The following is a 19487-nucleotide window of genomic DNA, read 5'->3' as shown; positions in this document are numbered from 1 at the left end:
CCCGCCGGCCTTGCTGTTTTCCCAGTTCTGCGCTGGTTATCGGTTATGTCGTTATTCGCTGAGTTGCCTGCGTTCGGCTTCGGTCAGCGAGCGCTTGCGCGCATCGCTTAGCGGTCCGGCACCGAGCACCTGCACAGGGCTGTTCGGGTCGTAACCACTACCGCTGCCTTGAATGCTGGTGCTACCGTCGCCGAAGCCGAGCACCTGCACCGAGATGATCGATGGTTGCTTGCCGAGCGCATCGTTCTGCTGTTGCTTGGCCATGTCCTGCGCCACTTTGCTTACCGCGCCTGCCGCGGCGCCTGCCGCAGTGAGTGCGCCGACGTTCACCGTTTGCGCCACCGGTACACCGATCTTCTGACCCTGCACCTGGATATTGTCGGCATTCAGCACTTGCGCAGCGGCCACCACCAGGTTGCCGGAGACGCGAATGCCGGCATCGCCTGCATCCACCGTGCCGCGCGGTGCGACCAGATAGACGTTGCCGGTCGGCGCACCGGGTATCGTCTGCAACGTAGCGATACCGGCGCCGCTGACTTCGCCCTTCGCATCGAGCAAGCAGAAGGCGTCCAGATCACATAGATATGTGGGCGGCGGGATCACGGCTACAGTTTTCGCACCCTGACCCGCGTTGATGTCGCCGTTGGAACTCCAGATCACCATGTTGCCGCCCTGCTCGGTGAAGATGCGGCTTTGCGCCAGTAGCAGGCTGCGGTCGGTGAAGATGTCGACATTGCCCTGCTCCAGAGTAAGCACACCCATGCTGTTGGGGCCGGCGACGACCTGACCTTGGTTGTTGGTGATCACCGGCGGCGCGTCGACGCTACCGATCAATGCTTGGCCGCCCGGACCCAGGATGCTGATATTGCCGCCCTGCTGGGTCTGGATGGTGGAACTGCGGATATCCAGGTCACCCGTATCGATAGTCTTGGCTTCGCCGTTGATGCCACCGGCGCCGCTACCGTTATTGGTATAGCCCAGCGCGGCGGGGAATAGGCTTTCGATCGCCGCATAGCCGCGTGCGTACTGGTTGTAATACGGACTATTCGGATCGTTGTAATCCGCACCCACCTGCGCCAGCAGCTTGAAGAGCTCCTGCTGCGCAAATAATTGCTGCTTGTAGGAAGGTAATTGCTGGAAGGCGGCTTCGGCCTGCTTCGTGGTCAACACCACGTTGAGCTGATCCTTGGCGAAACCGGTATCGACTACCTGGCCGTCTTCCTGCTGCTCCATGAAGGTGACCAGATCCGGCAGCAGGCTGCCGAAACCATCCACGCCATTGGGATTGCTCAGGTATTGCGTAAGGAAGTTGGTGGTGTCGATGCCAGGGCCTACGCCGAACAGTACATCGATATTGGCGCCATCATGCGGCAGGTAAGGGTTGAGCGAGTTGCCAATGGTTTCAATGCCAGTCGGATTGCCCTCGTTGGCATTTGCGTTAAGAAGATCGGTCTGGCTGGTGAGCGGGCCGATATTGTGCCCCGCCTGCACCTCCAATGTTCCTACACCGCTCAGTTCCATCAGGGGCAATAGCTGGTAATTCAGGCCCAGCGGAGTGAACGCACTCAACACATTGGGGTTGTACTGGGTATCGTAGATACTGCCGCCCGCCGCGATGCGGGTGATATCCGCCGCATGCGTCTGCTGGCCGATAAACGAAAGATTGACGATATCCTGGCCCGCGTAGATCAACGCCGGCTTGTCCGGCTCGATCAGCATTTCATCCATCTGGATGCCGTTGGGCGCAGCCGTGCCGTTGATGATGCTGCCGCTGAGCGCGTAGATGCGCATCGGCGTGGTGTCGGCATCATGAAGCCCCGCCTGATGCAATTCGCTTGTATAAGGACCAACGCTGCCCTGATCCAGATAGTTCTGCTCGGATAAATATGTGTAGTAAGTGCTATCGGAACCTTGTGGCTGCAAGGGCGACGGCAGCAGCGAGGCAGCCGCATCGATCAGGCCAAAAGTGGTTGAGTTGGCATTTCCGTTTTCAAGGTCGTAGTTCTGCTGCGCGAGGCGGATCGAATCGGCAGCAAGCAGGCTTAAATTGCCCGTGACCGAGGGATACAGCCCACCCGAGGTGAGTATGTTGATATTTCCGTTCAGCGCGCCGAACCCGAGCGTTGACGGCAATACGCCGAGGTCGTAGCTGCCGGTAGCGTCACCAAGCAGCTGGGTTTCCCAAGCGAGGCTACCCAGCGTGAGGTCGCCCGAGGCAGTTGTAGCGTTGACCGCCGAGTTGCTGCTGTAGCTTTGCCCATCCGTGCTAAGCCATGAGGGAGAGGCATAAGACGGATCGAGAATGTCCGCGATATTCAAACCATTGTGCGCTTGCACAGTCCATTGCGCATTCTGCAAGGCGAGCAGCGTGGAAACCGGCGTGGTGAAGCCGCCAATTGGAGCCCCGTTCGGTCCAATGCTGCCATTCGGTATGACATAAGTGAAATCGGAACCGATCGAGCCGCCTGCCGAAAGGCTGCCCGTTCCATTCGCGACGAAATAACTGCCGCTGAAAATATTACCTCCCGCGCTGACGCTCATATTGCCGCCACCCACGGTGGTGGCGGCGGTATCCGTGGCGTTGGCATACCAGGTTGTCGGCAGGGATACCGAGAGGTCGCTGATATTGCCGCCCGCCGTGACGGTGATATTACCGCCTGCGCTCATCAGGCCCTGATCGAAATTGGCGAAATTGATCGAGGTGCGGGTGGTGATGCCGTTGGTGACGCTGTTACCGGTTTCCATCCACGGCCACCAGTACTGCCCGATAAACGCGCCTGCTGTGCCGGTGATGCTGCCAGTGCTGTCGTAGACCTGTTCTATGCCGTTGATATTGCCGCCGGCGCTGAGCAGAACATTGCCCGCATTGACGGGATTGACCAGGCCGTTTTGCAGCAGATCGGGGGTTGGACCAATCCCGGGCTGGATCGATGAAGGAACAACCACATACACCCCGGTACCCGCCGTAGTGCCCGCGGCAGGCTCACCTGCGGTATAGACCGTGGCCGGTGCAGTCGAATCCTGCCAATCGATATCGCCAGCTGCCACGATGTCGATGGAGCCCGTACCTGTGCGCACCACGGTGGGGAACTCCAGCGTTTTGCCATCGCCGACGCTGGCGGTGTATTGCACGGCGAAATTGCCGTTGAGGTTGACATTACCCGCGCTGGTATTCGCGACGACAGAGAGCGGATTGGCACTGGCGAAATTGGCGCCAGCCACCAGCTGATAGGTGCTGCTCGATCCACCCAACAAAGTGGCCGACGCTAGCGAAACCGGATTGCCTAGGCTTGGCATGTTCGACGGCGAGTTATTCGCTGCCTGTGGTATGACTGCGGCTCCGGGTACGGGCGCGGAGGGCGCATAGAAGAACTGCGAACCGTAAGCCGTGGCATTAGTGATGCCCGAAGCAGGGATGAAATTCAAGTTCTGACCGACAACGTTGCCCAGACTGTAGGCGACGTAGTTGTAGTAGGCGTTGAATCCAGTGATGTAGGTGTTGTAATCCGTCGAATACTGCGTGTAGTTGCTGGTTGCTTCCAATTGCTGGGGTGCCTGAATAGGCGGTGGCGTCAGTGAAAGCGCCCCTGGAATGAAATTGGCATTGTCATTGCTGCTGTTGAATGTGCTCTGCAACCACTGCAGATAGGCTTGCTCATACGCGATGTAACTGGCACCGATATTTGGCGCGCCCGTAGTCGTCAAGTTGTAGGGGAGGAACGCCGAGACGTCCCCCAAGTTGTAGGCGTACGACCAGGTTCCCTGCTGACCCGCTCCCACTGCGCCGATGTACGACAGGTAGTTGTTGTAGTACGCCGAGGATTGACCTGGCTGCGGAGGTGTTATCGGCTCATAAAATTGGAAGCCGGTTATAGAATAAGCAGGCGCACCGAAGCCATTGTCCGGCAAACCTGAGCTATCCCAGAAATTGGTGTAACCGCCGTTCCACAGCACATACGGCGTACCTGTCGGCGTGCTGTAGAACCCTTGCGATTGAAAATAAAGACTATAGGAGTCGTTTTCCAAAAAATTGATGGTGGCGGTGTAGTCGTTGTATGCCTCGTTGTACAGCGAAGTTCCGCCTCCGGATGGCTGATAAACAGGCGCCGTGAGCGTTGCTCCGGCGTTCTGCTGGTAGAAACCGTCGGTAACGCTGGCATCCACATTCACGTTGTGCAGCGCCAATACCGTCAGCGTGGGCGCGGTGCCTGAAGCGGAGACGGAAGGATTGGCGCCGTAGCGATACGCCAGCTGGATCGTGCCGTCGGCCGCAGTAACGCCGGCACCCAGGTTCCAGTTGGTGAGCACCGAGATATCGCCGCCATTGATGTTGGCATTCGGATTGATCAGCTCGATACCGGGGCTGATCGCCAGATTGGCAATGCCCGCATAGCGACTGCCGAAGCTGTAGCCTGGCTGCTCCACGTAGCTCATCAAGGTTCCCGGATTGCCAGCAGTGCCTCCGACATAGCCGTAGAAATCCTGGTGCGCGGCATTGGCCGCATCCGGAACGAAATAATCGTTGCTGAGATAGGTTTGCAGCATGGCGGCTGTGGTCGGCGCGGCCAGAGTTACGCCTGCCTCGTTGTACCAGGTGCCGGAAACCAGTTGCGGCGTGCCGCCGGGACCGGCGTTGGTGTACCAGCCAGCGGGATCAATCAGGCCATCGAAATGTTGCGCAAGGTTGGTGCTGGTGTCGTCCGTGCTCCACACCGCATACGGCACGATGCTGACTTTGCTGGCGCCGGTGATCGATGCATTGTTGGCGAAGGAAATCGGCACATCGCCATTGGCCAGCAACGGCGCGCGCAGACTGACTATGCCGTCCACGTTGGCAGAGCCACCAGCGACATTGATGATGGCGTTGGGTCCGAACACGATGCTGCCGGCACTGCCGGGCTGCACGTTTTCGTAGCCGTACGTGGTGTTGAGCGTACCGTCCGGCGTGCCGACGGTACCGATCTCCACGATGCCGCCAAATTGCCCCGGTACGCTGCTGGTGGCCAGCAAGCTGCCGTTGACGGTGACACCGTTGCGACCATAGAGCTGGATGGTGCCAGCGGCCGCGCCGGAGATATTCACTGTACCTTCGATATCCACCACGCCCGCATTGGCGTTGACTGCACCGCTGCCGCCACTAGCAGTGAGGTACACATCCTGTGCCACCAGGCTTTGTCCGGCGGAAAGCACCAAGTTGCCGGCGCCTGTGGTGATGAAGATGCCGCCGGTGGTGCCTGCGCTGCGAGTCAATTGCGCCAGTTGATCGAGATCCTGCGCACCACCGCTGCTCAAGCTGAAGTAGCCGCCCTTGTAACCACTGGCGGCACCGCCGTCGAAGCTGCCATCCAACGTGGCTAAATTGTTCGCGGCAATGGTGAGGGTGCCTGCCGTGCCGCCCAGCGGTGCGCCGGCGAAGTTCACTACCGCGCCGGAGTCCACGTTCACCGAACCCTGGTTCGATATGAGAGAGAGGTTACCGCCCGTCGCATAGGTGGTGACGTCATAGAAAGTTCTGTTGGCGCCGGCAGCGTCGACATTGGCGCCACCGGCAAGGGTGAGATCGCCACTGGTGGCAGTGAGCTTGAGCTGGCCAGCCAGCGCATCCACTTGCGTGCCAACCGTGACCGTGCCGCCACTGAGCGTCAACGTACCGCCCAGATTGTTATCCGTGAGCGCAGTGCCGCTGGCATGGTTGACTGCGAAGCTGCCAGTGGTGGTCAGTGTGGTATCGGCACCGCTTTCTGCGAGCAGGATCGGTGTATTGAAGCTGACGTTAGCCGCACCGAAATCCATGCCGCTGGTGCCCTGGCCAGTGATGCCCTGGCTGGCATTTGCGGTAACACTGGCAAAGCCCTGGGTAACGCTGCTGCCTGGGGTGAAATCCAGCTCGTTGGCGTTGAGTATCCATTGGCCCGTGCCCGCCACCGCCGTAGCGGTGCTGGTGCCGACCGCATTGCCCAGGCCCAAGGTACCTGCCTTGATACTGACCGTGCCGCCATCGCTGACATAGGCATTGGCGTTGAGATCCAGGGTTTGCGGCAGGTCGATGCTGACATTGCCCAGGAAGTCGATGGCACCACGGCTGTTGAGCGTGACCTGGCTGGCATTGTTGAACAGGCTCAAGGTACCGGGGCCGATCACCAAGCCGCCGGTGCCGGCGCCAGCCGACGCACTGTTGCCTACGAAGCTGATCTGGTTGGCGATGGCCCGGATGTTCTGGGCAGTGAAGACCGCGTTCGGATCGACACTGGTGGCGCCAGTGGTATCCATGGTGAGCGAACCACCACCTTGCACGGTGGCGCCGGTATCGACAGTGAGATTGCCCAGGGTTGTGCCAGACACGTCGTAGCGGGTGACCGGGGCAAGGCCATCCTGCGAAACGCGCAACAGCGCGCCATTGCCGCTGACTGCAGCGCTGCCACCACTGACCGCATTACTGCCGAACAGCAACGGCGTGGTATTGGGTTCACCGTTCCCGGTGGCGGCAAGATAGCTGCCCGGCTGCAGCACGATGCCTTGCGCGCCCGCATTGCCGTCGGCGACTAGCAGGATCTCCTGCCCTTGCAGCGGGTCGGCGCTGTCGTTGGACAGCACCACGCTGTCGGCGATGCCGGTGACCTGGTAGCCGTTGCTGGTGAGCTGGCGGGTGCCGCCCAGTAGCAGGCTGCCTGCGCCGAAAGCCGTCAACTGGTCGGCGGATATCTGCAGATAACCCGTCAGAGGCGTGGAGTCGCCCCCCACCACCTGGATCGCCTGCGCTGCGATATCCACCAGGCCAGGGCGCCCGCCGCTGGCGGGTGCGTTATTCAGGGCGGCGCCCAGTTGCAGTTGCTGGGCCGCACTGAGTATCAGATGACCGCCATCGGCGGGCAGCGACGGCGCGACCATGCCGTTACTGGCGGCCTGAGCGGTGAAGTAGCTGTTCGCGTCGGTGAACTTGTATTGCGAATACTGCTGCCATACCGGCGCCGACTGCACCAGGAAGGTGGTATTGGTGGATTGGTGCGCGCCGTCCAGGGCGTTGGCAAAATAACCCGTGATGCTGAGCGTGCCGTCGGGCAGCACCGCGTTCTGGCCTAGCACGACGTTCTGCGCGCTGGTGTTCTGCACCACGCGATAGGCGCCGGGCAGGGTCGCGTAGCCGGCAGGCAGTAAGGTGTAGTAGCCGGCAGGCAGTCCGGCTATGCCGGACAGATAAACCGATTCGCCCACGGCAGGGCCGGCGCCAGCGTCGTTGGCATTGGTCATGGCCGCATCTTGCGCACTGACCGGCGCGGTATATCCCGGCAGAATGGCGTAGATGGCGCGTCCATCGCTGTATTGCGGCACCTGCACGCCAGAGGTGCTATTGGCGTAGCTGGTTTCGTATTGGGTGAGCACGTTGACGGTGCCGCCCGTACCCGGCACCCATTCCGAGGCCTGCAAACTGCCGCCGCCACGGATATCGATGGTGGCACCGCTGTTCAGCGACACGTTGTTGCCGGCGATAGTGATGGACTTGGCCGGTGGCGCAGTCAGGGGCGAAACGGTGACGTTGGCAGCGCCGGCATAGTTCCACTCCAGGCCATCGGTGGTGCTGCCATAGGGCACCGTTTCGCCAGCGAGCGACACTGAAGTGAGGCTTCCGGCGCCGAGCGTGACACTCTGCGTGCCGACCAGCGCTGGATAGAGGGTACCGGCACCAACGAGGCCAAAAGCGGTGGTCGCAGCGCCAAGATTCTGATTCTGCGCACCGATGACGAGATCGCCGGAAGGCACCCATACCGTGCCGTCCTGCACGATGTTGTCGGCGTCCAACAACAGGCCCCCGCCCGCCGACAGCGGCGCGCTGGCGGTGCCGTTGCCCAGGATGGTCAACGTGGTGCTGAGGGCCTGGCCTTGCGCATTCTTCAGCCCCGAAGGATTGGCATCGATCGCGAAGTAGTAGTTCGAGACTGGGTAAAGCTCAGCCGCCTGCATGGTGATATTGCCGGTGCTGAACAGCATTCCGGGAACCATGTTGCCGTTGACGTATTCGATATCCGCGGGTTCGTAAAAACGGATGGCGTTGCTGGCGGAGAGATGGGTGTTGGCCCAACCCTGCAAATTGATGAAATCGCCGCCAAGGTCCATGAAATCGGCACTGATATCCAATGTGCCACTGCCAGCTACCGGACTAATTTGTGCCGTGGTGATACCGCTAGTCCCGGTAATTTCCACATAGGGCGCGCTGATCTGCACCGTACCATCGCCCACGTTGTAGGTGGTGGTACTGACGCTGGACAGGTCCTTGCTGCCCACCGGCAAGGCGGTGAAGGTGGACGCATACGCCGCGAAGCTTTTGCCTAGCGAAAGATCGATATTGCCGGCGAAGCCGATCGGCACAATGCCGTAGTTATTGCCGCTGGTGCCGCCACCACTGGCCGAAGCATCGGGACCGAGGATGAGGCTGGTGATGCCCGAGTCGTTCAGCTGATTCAGCGCGAAATACAACACCCCCGTAGGGGCGTTAGGCGCCACCTTGCCACCTGGTTGCAAGCCGGAGCCAGGTAACAGCAAGCCGGATTGCTGCAATACGAGGGCAGTGGCTTTGGGGGCGAAATAATTGTTGGTGCTCATGCCGACGATCTGCAAGCTGCCGCCTTCAGCCTGGGAACTGCCTGCCCGCGCCAGCAGATTGCCATCCGCATACAGACCCGCAGCGGCCCCCAGCGTGATCGATCCGGCATTGCTCCATACCGGGGTGGGCACATAGCTGGTTTCTGCGCCGTTGAGCACACCGTTGGCGACCGGCAGATCGTAGACATCGGAGCTGCCCGATACATCAATCAGGCTGCCCTGCTCGGTGAGCACGTAGCCTTGTGCGGAAGTCAGGCTAACGCTGCCACCATCCAGCACCACACCGGTACGGGGGATGTGGCGCTCAGCCAAGCCCAGGCTCACGCTGTTGCCAGGTACGGCAGCAGCCAAAGGATTGATCAATGACACGCCAGAGGCATTCAGGACCGCCTGCGGCCCGAGCCACAGCTCCGCTGTAGTCACGATACCGGTGTCCTCACCGGCCACTGGCGGATTGCTGATATTGATAGTGCCGCCTGGCGCGTTGATGGTGCCGTCCACGGTGGTGGATCCAACGCCTGCCAACGTGATTGCAGCACCCGCGTCGGCGGAAATCATGGCCCCCGCACCCAGCACTACCGAGCCCGTAACACCGGGATACCTGGGTGGGCCCTCATAGGCAGCGAGGGGATTTAGTGGCCAGCTCAGGTACATGCCCGCGTTCAGCAAGAAGCCCGGGCCATTTGCACCTCGGGAGATATAACGCAGGTAGGGCGCCAACTGACCCACGTTGACATACGCGCTATCGGTCAGCGGGCTCCCACCATAGATGTTTGTACCGGTGGGCGCGGCCTGCAGCGCAGCGACATTAGGTATCAGGTTATCGCGGCTGATCTGCACCCGTGTGCCCGGCGCAATAGTGGCGTCGGTGACCGACGTAAGTGCGTAGTTGTCAAACCCCTGCCCTGCAAAGAAGGAGGGGGAAAGGTAGAGGCCGTTACTCACTGCCAAGTCGCTGGCGCTACCGCCGATCTGGATATCGACCGCTTGCAAGGTAAGTGTGCCGCCACCGCTGAAACCGTAAGCACGCAGGGTGCCATCCAGTACGAGCTTGCCCGGTCCGAGGGAGGTGGGCGCGTCCGCCTGTAGATTGTCGAATTTATACGCACCCTGATCCGCGTAATCGATCAGGCTGATACTGCCGCCACTGCCAACCGGCACGCCGTTGGTCAACTGCAACTGACCGTCGCTATTAACATAACCACCACTGGATACGTCCAGCAGGCTGCCGGATTGCAACACGATGGAACCGGTTTGGTCGGTAGTCGCGCTGGTAGCTCCCTGCGCCTCAGCCTGATTCGCGACAAGGCTGATGGTGCCGCCGTTGATGTAACGATCGCCGATGTAGTTGTCGGCCGAAGCACCCGTATCGTTGATCCATAACCCGCGGGTGCTCAACACCGCGCCACTGCCGATGGTGATGCCTTCCGGCATCACCGCGCCGGTAAAACTGGTCGGGTCGGGAAAGTCGCCGTTGCCCGCTGCGGTCACGGTGATCGCACCAGACGGCGCACTGAGTTCACCGAGGATATTGATGGCGCCGGCCGTAAGCTGAATCGAACCGCCCGGCTGCACGCTGAGCACAGTGCCGGCCTTCTCCAGGATCTCCCCGCCAGCGATGTTCAGGTTGAGCACGCTGAAGCCACCTTGCTGCACCAGATTGGCCGAGACCGGCACCCAGCGCGTCAAGTCATACGGGTTGGTGCCGGTGGGGTCCTGGTTGCCGAGCACGATGGACCAGGGCGTATCGGCCTGAAAGCTGGGATAGAGCTGCTCAAGCGGCGTAACCGATTGCTGCAACAGGAAGCTAGGCAACGTGGTAACGCCAGCTGCATTGGTCACACCGGCCACGCTGATATCCAGCGTACCGCCGCTGGGTTGGGTGCCCTGTGCCACCTGGTTGCGGCCGGCAAAGGCCTGCGCGCTGATCTGGCCGTCCAGCACCACCGCATTGCCCGTCGCGATACTGAGCGTGCCGGCATTGCCACCCACGGCAAAGCCGCTGTCCCAGCGCGTGCTGCCAGCCAGTAGCGGATTGCTGTAGTTGGTGGTCACGCCCCAGCGGTTATCGACCACGTCGTATTGGCCGGCGAAGCCCACATAGGTGAGATTCGGATCGGCATTGGCAATGTTGTAGATGCGGCCGTTGGACGCCAGCAGGTTGGGCGTGGTGATCCAGCCGGCCTGATAGGCGATATAGCCGCCATCCAGATTAACTTGCGCGCCGCTGCGCACGATGACCTGTTGCGCGCCGTTGAAGTTGATGGTGCCGCCGTTGGTCATCAGTTGATTGACCGTGCGCGGCACGTTATCGACGTAGCCAGAAACATTGAGAATGGGACTGCCTACCCAGGCAAGACCATCGGCCGTGATGCCGCTCTGACTGCTGTCGACCACCACGTTCTTATCGGTGTACAGAAAGCTGTCGCGCAACAGTGGCGAATTCGCCAGTTCGTTCTGGCCGATGCGCGGAATCGCCACCAGCAGCGCCGACATGGGAAGTTCCACGTCGGCCAGGCCCGACACATCGATCACTGCGCCATTGTCGACATAGATGCGGCCGGCCGGGTCAGGATAGACCTTGCCGACATAAGAATTGTAGGCATTGATGCTGAGCGTGGCACTGGGCGCCTCCAGCAACGAACCGGACTGGAAGTCGACTGTTTCGCCGCTGAGTGTGAGGCTTCCGGGAGTGAAGGCAGCGGTGGCCGCTGCGGTAGACGTGGTGGTCGCCCCATCTTCTTCCGGCAGTACGGTGGTGACGGAGTTAGGGCCGAGTGTCAGTGTGCCGCCGGCCGAGTAGACCCCACCGTTCCCTCCGGCCTGCGCATTCAGCACGATGCTGCCCGGATAGCTGATGCTGGTGGAGGCCAGCGCCACGCCATCCTGGATGACGTTATAGCCATCCATTTCCACGTGACCCCGGCGCGATTGCAGCAAGCCGGTATTCGTGGCAGTGCCGTCAAACCCCGCATTCAACACGGACAGCGGCTGGGTGTTCGAGCCCGAGCTTTGGTTATCGAGTTGCGTGCCCGCTGCCAGTATTACCTGGCCTTCGTCGTCCACAATGCTGCCGGCATTGGAGACATTGGGCGCGGCCAGCAGCACAAAGCCTTGCGTGCTCCCGGTAATGGAGGCGCCGTTCTGCACCACCACATCGTGGTTCTTACCATCCGCGAAAACGCCGTTGACCAAGAACGGTAAATCGGAATTGCCGGAGGCGATGCCGCCATTGAGGAACTCACTGTTGCTGGTCGCAATGTCGCTGCTGAAAAGATCCAGCGAACTGGCGATCAGCGACTGCGTATTCACCTGACTGCCGGCGCCGAACAGAATGCCGTTGTGGTTGAGCAGATAGACCGTGCCTTCGGCCTTGATCTGGCCGAAGATCTGGCTGGGCACGCCGCTCGGATCGACAATGCGGTTGAGCGCGATCCAATTGTTGTTGCTGCCGTTGGTCTGATTGCCGCCGCTTTGATTGAAATAGAGCGTGGTATTGCTGCCGACGTTGAAGCTGTTCCACGTGAGGATGGCTTTTTGCGCTGTCTGCTTCACCTGGACGGTGGTTTGTCCGTTGGATGTGGATTGCGTGGGCAGATTGGCGTTCTGCCACAGCGATGGATTGCTCGATATGCCAGGGGCGACGACCAGGCCGCCTGGCGTCAGGCCATTCGGCACCGACGAGATCTGCTGCTGCGCGGCCTGCTGCGCCGATTTCTGTGCGGCCATCTGCGCGGCAACTGCTTGCACGGCGTTGCTGAGGTTGGCTAGCGACTGCTGTACTTGCTGTTGCTGCAGCAATTGTTGCGGTGTCTGCGCGGCAAGGCCGCTGTTAGCCGAACCGGGTGTGCCGACAGCCTGCGTTGCTGTGCGGTTTTGCGTAAGCCACGCTTGGCTCAGTGCCTGTGGACCGCCTGCGTAAACAGGCATGGCCGCCATTGCCAGTACGGAGGCAATGGCATAGGCCAGAGGATGTCTGGCCGCAGCTGCGCGCATGGAACGGGAATGTTTGCCTGAACCGACCGGTGTAATCACGAAACTCTTCCCCTGAACATTTTTTCGCTAGGCCTTCGGCTAAGTAGACCGCTGCGTGGATGACGGACTGAACCGTGTCATCAAAATTTCATGGGGGATGTCGTGAGGATTTCACGCGAAGTAAATGTTTTGACCCCCTGTATTCGAAGGTGAGATGCCTACCCTTCTTCGCAAGGTAGTGAATCGTGCCTCGGCGTCATTCCGGCCTTCGCCGGAATGACGCCGAGGCACGATCGAGCATCTCTGAAAGGTGCAGTTTGCCCAGGCGAGATCGAGTTTCAATGCGTCCCGATCGGCACACCCAACAACGGTAGCGGCACGAGAGGCGGTGGGCGTTGCGGTGTCACGGATTTACCGAGATTGCTGCCCATTTGGTGGCTAAAGGCCGAAAAATTGAATTGTCCAACCTGCTGGTTGCTAGGCGAGCGTGCGACTCCATCGAGCTGTACCTGAGGCGCCGACGCCTGATTAGCGGACGACGCCAGGCGTTGATTCAAGCAGGCATAGGACAAAGCCGGACGATCGTTGACGCTGACGTCAACACACGAGGACGCAGGCGCTTGCGCGGGTGCAACCGCCTGCGCCATGGCGTAGGTGGACGCCAGGCACAGCGTGCCTAGCAGCAGTACGGGCGGTTGCACGCGCATAACAACATGGCCGGATTACTGTGATGCGCCGTTCAAGGCGCCGCTGCCGGCGGGAAGTTGCTCCAGGTTGAATGAAATGGTCGTGATCTTGGTGTCCAGGCCCTGCACTACCAGCGGAGTCAGGTCGTTGGCCATGTTGCCGCCGAGCACCGCGTTGCGATCCAGCAGCACGCCACAGCTCTTGTTGCGATATGTTTCGGTGATCACCGGCTGCGCGTATTGCGCGATCTGTCCCATCGCCTTGACGCGAGTGGCTTCCAACTCCCGGCCGCGCAGGGCCTGGTCTTCCTGCACTTTCTGCATACGCTGGCTCAGCCCCTGTTCGCGCGACTGGCGCTGATCAGCGGACAGCGAGGCCGCCTGCGCGCGATACGCCTGCACGTCAGCATCGAGCGGCTTGCGCTGGGCATCGATCTCGCTCTGCGCCTGATCGGCCAGCTGCTTCAGGCGCGCGGATGCGGCCTTGCCCACCTTGGCATTGGCGAAGATCGCTTCGCGCGACAGGAAGCAGACGCCGGAGATAACCGGGCCGCCCAGCGGCGGGTTGCTGTCGCTCGACTGGGCGTATGCGGCGGCAGCCGGAATACCGGCGAGCAGGATGGCGGCAAGGGCGGAGAGCGTTCGATCAATGCGCATGGTTGATCCTTCAAGGTTAGAACGGGCGGTTGAAAGGGCTTCAACCTACGCCAATTGCGTTGCGATTGCAGCTATGCGGAAACGAAGCTTTGAACATGCCCCTCCCCCTGCTTGAAGGGGGAGGTTGGGAGGGGGTGAACACTTGCGGGAAAGTTCATAGCAAGTACTCACCCCACCCCAACCCTCCCCTGCAAGCAGGGGAGGGAGCCGTTTCCCGCGTTGTGTAGATTACGGCTTCTTACCCGTCGCACGCGGGTCGTAGCGCTGCTCGTACAACTTATCCCCGTAAGCCTGTGCCGCGTTTTCCAGCTTCACCCGCTCCGAAGCGGCGAACGGTTCGCGGCCGGCGATGACGCGACCGATGCTCATGTGGCTGTACGCATCCAGGATCTCGTTGCCGATCTTGTAGAGCTGCTGATTCTTGGCCGTGCAGGTGGTGACTTGCGTCTGCGCTTCGCTCAATTGCGTAGAGAGATCCGTACCGTGTTGCTCCTGGGCATGTTCTTTAGTGTTGGCGTCGGCAACTACTTTCTGTAGCCGCTGCACTTCCGCCTCGGCCTGTTCGTGCGCGGTGCGCTCAGAGGCCAACGCCGCGGTGTCCTGTGTCGACACCGAGCTGCGCTTGCCCAACTCCGATTTGGCTGCATCAGCCTCCTTGCGCGCCGCATCGCGTTCCTGCTCCAGCTTGGTTTTCTCCGCCTGCCACTGCGCCTGCTGACCTTGCAGATCCTGCAATTGGTTGCGGGCATCAGCGAGCTGCGAGCGCAATTGCTCTTCCAGCGTTTGCGCGTGCAGGCCCATGGTGAGCCCGATAGAGAGGATGAGGGCGATCATTGCTGCGCGTTTCATCGGTCATCCCTCAGAATTTCGTGCTGATTTCAAACTGCACGACATCAAGCGTGAACGGCGGGCCGTACACCTGCTTGGCGCCGAAGTAACGCGCCGACAACCAGGTGCGCGGCGCAATGCCGTAATCGGCGGTGAGGATGAAACCCTTGGCATTGGTACCGCCGAGATGGAAGTTCTGGTCGGTGAGGCCGTCGAGCGTCGCATCGGGCTGCAGATACTTGTAGCCCAGCGCGATATTCCACTCGTTCAACGCCATTGGCTGCGGCGTGCCGATGATGCCGCGCACCAGCCAACCCACTGGGCCGCTCTTGTAGGGGCCGTTGGTACCGGAGGTAGCGCTGCCTTGATAGTTGTTGACCGGCTGGCCCAGGCCGTTCGCATAGCGGTCGAAGGCATCGCGCGCGTGATAGGCCATGTTGCGTTCGTACTCGGCCTGGATCTCGATCGGCGTCTCGCCCACCTTGAAGTCAACCTTATTGGTGAGGTCGGCGACGTGGTAGTTGTACGACAGACCGACAAACTGCGGCTGCGCGTAGTTGGTCGGCGACGATGGATTGGGAATGATGTCGCGCAGAAGGAAGACTGTGTTGCCCCACTGCATGTACTGCGGCGCGGTACTGTCTGTGCTGCAGTAGTTGATGCCGGTGTAGATCGCGCAGGGCGCGGAGAGCTGGCCTTGCATGCCATTGAAGAAGTAATAGGCCAGCGCCGCTTTCCAGGTTGCATCGCTGGCGAAGTTCCACTTGAAGCCCACCTGAGCGGCCCATAGCCACTTGTCGCCGTTGTCGGCTTTTTGGTTGCTGAAAGCCTGCGTCGGAGTGTTGTTGCTGGTGTTGCTGGTGTACTGAATCGGAATCGCGCCCGCGGTAACGAAGGCCCCTATGTCGTCGTTGAACGGGAACTCGCCGTGACCGATCACGCCGTCGAAATTAAGCTCGGGCGAAAAGATCAGATCGGTCTGCAGGAATGGCGAGGGCATGCGGCCGGCCGTAACCGAGTAATAGGCGTTCGGCTGCCAGCGTATCCAGGCCTGGTCCAGCCACAGGTTCTTCTTGACCAGACCACCGCCGAGCGTCTGCGTGGTGGATACCGGGTTGTTGTCGTTGCCTGAGCCGATGCGCACGCCCGCGGTCACCGTATCGCCCAGCTTTATCTTCATGCCGATGTGTGCCTGCAGGCGCAGCATGTTCAAGCGGTTCTGGGTGGAGTTGAGGATCGGCGGCGTCACGCCCTGGGTGATGCTGTTGATGTCGTACGGGCCGGTCTGGTTGAGCGCAGCGTAATTGATGAAATCAGGGGAGTTCTTGCGACTGTAGTACCAGGACTCGTCACGCACACGCACGTCGCCATACCAGCTGATGCGATCGAGCCATTCCGGCAGCGCATTCGGCTCGGCCCAATGCTCAGACTTGGCCTGCGCGATCACTTCCTGTTTCACCTGCTCGCGAATTTCGTTGCGCACGTTCTGCGGCACGTAAACCGCGCGTACGTCGCCCGGCTGCGCGCCATCCGCGGGCACGGCCGTGGGAGCCGCAGCGGTCGCTTTGCGCGCTTGCATCGCTTCGTCGTTGGCTTCACTGATCAGGCCATCGGCTTCGGTCTGCGTGATCAGGCCTTTTTTCACCATCAGGCGGATCAGGTTGATGGTGGCGTTCGTCGAGGGCGCGGCGTCCTGCGCGAGTCCCGCGACGGCCTGTCCGCCCAGCAGCAGACCGACGGCAAGGCACAGCATCCTTCTGCGGGGACGCCGGGCATGATGTGGGGCGATTCGGGACGTCATTACATTCTCCAATACGGTTGCAGTGCTTGCTGGCAATACATGTCGATAACTCAGCCGGGTCGATAGCCGCGCATGGCCACGCGTACCGGCATGCTCAAATTCGGGGGCGGCGGCGTATCGATGTGCACGCCACGCAATACGTCGAGCAAGGCGCGATCGGTGGTCTGCACGCCGCTGGGCTTCATCAGTTCCGCGCGCGTCACGCTGCCGTCGGGCGAAAGCCACAGATTCACGCGCACCTCAAACACCAGGCGTCGCGTGCGGTCGTCGTGCTGGATGGCTTCCTGCAGCGCGTAGCTCAGGTATTGCTCGTAGGAAGAGCCGCCAGCGCCGCTGCCGCCGCCACTGCCCACCATGCCGCCGCCTTCGCCCGCGCCGATGTTGAACGCGTCGTTGCCGGCTTGGGCTGGGCCGTTGATGGTGATCTGCTTCGCCAAATCCGGCGCCTTCGGCGCCTGCACCGGCTTCAGCGGTTCGGCCGGTTTCGGAATGTCCTGCTTGGTTTCCTCGACCTTCTTCGGTTCCGGCGGCTTTTCTTTCGGCGGCGGAGGTGGCGGCGGCAATGGCGTGATCGTGGCAATGCGCGGCGCCGAGCGGCGTACGCCCACTTCGTGTCCTGCGAACATCCACACCAGCCACGCCGCGGCAAGCAGCAGCACGACGGCGATGATGCGTCTGCGCCATCGACGCCATCCTGTCTGCTCTGGGTAACCGGGCTCGACCATCGTTATGCACTCAGCTCGATTGTTTGCCGGTGACGAGACCGACTTGGGTGAGTTCAAGACGGCGCAGCAGGTCGAGGATGTCGACCACTTTTTGATACTGCACGTTGGAATCGCCCTTCACGATGATCGGGAAATCGGGCGTCAACGCCTTTTGTTCGCGCAACCGCTGTTCCAGTTCGCCGATGCTCACCGGATATGCATCAAGGAAGATCTGTCCTGTATCGGAAACGGTGATCGCTTTGGTCTGCGGCTTGGCCAGGCTGATCGACGCGCTGGCCTTCGGCAGGTTCACCTTGATGCCCTGCACCGCCGCGGTGGTCATGATGATGAAGATCACCAGCAGCACGTACGCCAGGTCGAGCATCGGCGTGATGTTGATGTCGTCGTAGGGCTTGTCTTCGTCCTGGACTTGCATGGCGTTCTCCTCAGCTTTCCACTGTGGAGAGATCGGCGGCGCGATGCAGCTCCGCCAGCCGCGTCACGAACTCATCGACGAACACCTGCATGTTCGCGGTGACTGCCTTGTTGCGCGTCAGTAGATAGTTGTAGCCAAACAGTGCGGGAATCGCGACGGCCAGACCAGCCACCGTAGCGAGCAGCGCGGCAGAGATACCCGGCGCGATCGCATTGATGTTCACGTCGCCTGCCGCGGCGATCGCGGCGAAGGTGATCATCACACCCACCACGGTGCCAAGCAGCCCCAGGAACGGACCGCCGGAGATCGCGATGGTGAGCATCACCATCGAGCGCGACAGCGCCTGGTTCTCGCGCACTAGGGTGGAATCCATTACCGCGCGGATCGCTGCGATTGATTCGGAAGCGATCACCAGATGGCCTTCGCCGTCACGGCGACGCCATACTTCCTTCGCGCCGGTTTCGTAGAGGCGATACAGGGACGAGCCGGCGAGTTCTTTCTTTGTCGCCGGCGAAACATCCTTGTTCGCAAGGCCAAGCAGATTGCTGCCGAGTTCACGATAGCGATGCAGGAAACGCTCGTTCGCGTTCGTCACCTGCGATACATAACTGCCGCGCTGCCACATCACCAGCCAGGAGATGAGCGCCATGACCATGAGTAGCCCGATCACCACCCACGCGTCCACCGTCACCGACTTGACGATGATGCCGAAGTAGCCGAAGCCGAGGCCGGATTTCTTTTCATCCTCACCGTAGGCCACCAGCTTGGATTCCGCACCCTGGGTCAGCACGTTGGCCGCAATCTCCGCAGCCGGCCGTGCCACGCGCGACAGGCGCAGTTCGTCCATCTGGCCGACGAAGGCCGCGAACGGTACCGGCGTGTTGCCCGCGCTCGCAGCGTCGCCGCCCACGGTGGCGCTGCCGCTCAATGCAGGTAATGTTGCGGCGAGATTTGCATACGGCTGGCCATTTACGTACAGCGCGATCTGGCCGTTGCCGGCGGTCACCGCGATATGCGTCCACTGACCGGGTTTCAGGGGCGTGCCCACGGCACTGCGTTGCGGCACGCTGCTGCCGCCATTCACTGCCACGCCATCCACTTCAACAAATGGCGCGCCGCCGTCGATGCCGATCAGCAGCGCCCGGTTATCCTGGCGATGGCCGTAGAGCAGCGTCGCGGTGGTCGGTAGCGCATCCAGCTTGATCCAGGCGCTGAAGGTGAAGGCGCCGCCGTCCTTGATGTCCAGCGAAGAAGCGGTCGGCAGCGTAATGACGGTGGAACCGTCGAAGCGTGCCGCGTTGCCGGCAATGCCGCCATCCACCGTGCGCAGGGCACCGTTCGCGGCATTGTTGCCGTATGCCGTGGCGTCCTTCGGCGGCTGGCCGCTCTGTTCGTCGAAGTGGTACACCAGGGTGTAGTCCGCATCGAAGGTTGCCGCGCCATTGCTCATGGCGGGCGCCTTGCTGTTGCCGTAGTACATCCAGATGGTCTGCTGGCCGTTGGCCGGCAGGTCCTGCACGTCGAGCCAGATCTGCGCCACGCCCATCACCGGATCGAAGCTTTCGATCTGATAATTCAGCGGCGTTTTGCCGTCGCTGCCGACAAAGCGCACATCAGCACCGTTCTTGGCCACGCCGTCGAACTGGAAGTTACCCGGATGCAGGCGGATCAGCAGCGGCATGCGGCCGGCAGGCTGGGCGATGTTTCCACCCTTTGGAGTGGTATCTAGCGTGATGGGTTTGCGGTACGACCAATCGTCGTTCCACCACGAAGCCTCACTGGCCATGCTCGATCGCGGCAAT

General features: G+C 61.1%; 8 protein-coding genes. All 8 read right to left on the bottom strand.

Going from position 1 to position 19487, the window contains the following annotated elements; translation table 11 throughout:
- Positions 1-51: 51 nt before the first annotated feature.
- Positions 52-12594 carry a filamentous haemagglutinin family protein gene (locus ISP18_RS18650; RefSeq protein WP_380015674.1) on the bottom strand — a complete coding sequence of 4181 codons (12543 nt, stop codon included), beginning with the start codon at positions 12592-12594 and terminating at the stop codon, positions 52-54.
- 317 nt (positions 12595-12911) lie between these two features.
- Entirely contained in the window at positions 12912-13280 is a 369-nt protein-coding gene (locus tag ISP18_RS18645; protein ID WP_380015671.1) for a hypothetical protein, read from the bottom strand.
- A 15-nt stretch (positions 13281-13295) separates the two neighbouring features.
- Positions 13296-13916, bottom strand: coding sequence for an OmpH family outer membrane protein (locus ISP18_RS18640; RefSeq protein ID WP_380015668.1), 621 nt, complete (start codon positions 13914-13916; stop codon positions 13296-13298).
- Between the two features lie 228 nt (positions 13917-14144).
- Positions 14145-14765: a hypothetical protein gene (locus tag ISP18_RS18635; RefSeq protein ID WP_380015665.1), complete on the bottom strand. Its 621-nt coding sequence runs from the start codon at positions 14763-14765 to the stop codon at positions 14145-14147.
- Positions 14766-14775: 10 nt separating this feature from the next.
- Positions 14776-16497 (bottom strand): putative porin, encoded by a 1722-nt coding sequence (locus ISP18_RS18630; RefSeq protein ID WP_380015662.1) that lies wholly within the window; start codon positions 16495-16497, stop codon positions 14776-14778.
- Between the two features lie 98 nt (positions 16498-16595).
- Positions 16596-17270, bottom strand: coding sequence for an energy transducer TonB family protein (locus ISP18_RS18625; RefSeq protein ID WP_380015659.1), 675 nt, complete (start codon positions 17268-17270; stop codon positions 16596-16598).
- A 10-nt stretch (positions 17271-17280) separates the two neighbouring features.
- Positions 17281-17685: an ExbD/TolR family protein gene (locus tag ISP18_RS18620; RefSeq protein WP_380015656.1), complete on the bottom strand. Its 405-nt coding sequence runs from the start codon at positions 17683-17685 to the stop codon at positions 17281-17283.
- A 10-nt stretch (positions 17686-17695) separates the two neighbouring features.
- Positions 17696-19471, bottom strand: coding sequence for a DUF2341 domain-containing protein (locus ISP18_RS18615; RefSeq protein ID WP_380015653.1), 1776 nt, complete (start codon positions 19469-19471; stop codon positions 17696-17698).
- Positions 19472-19487: the final 16 nt, after the last annotated feature.

Source organism: Dyella humi, assembly GCF_044904605.1.
Classification (GTDB): domain Bacteria; phylum Pseudomonadota; class Gammaproteobacteria; order Xanthomonadales; family Rhodanobacteraceae; genus Dyella_B; species Dyella_B humi.
Note: the sequence above shows the minus strand (reverse complement) of the source record. Positions and strands in the feature narration are given on the sequence as shown.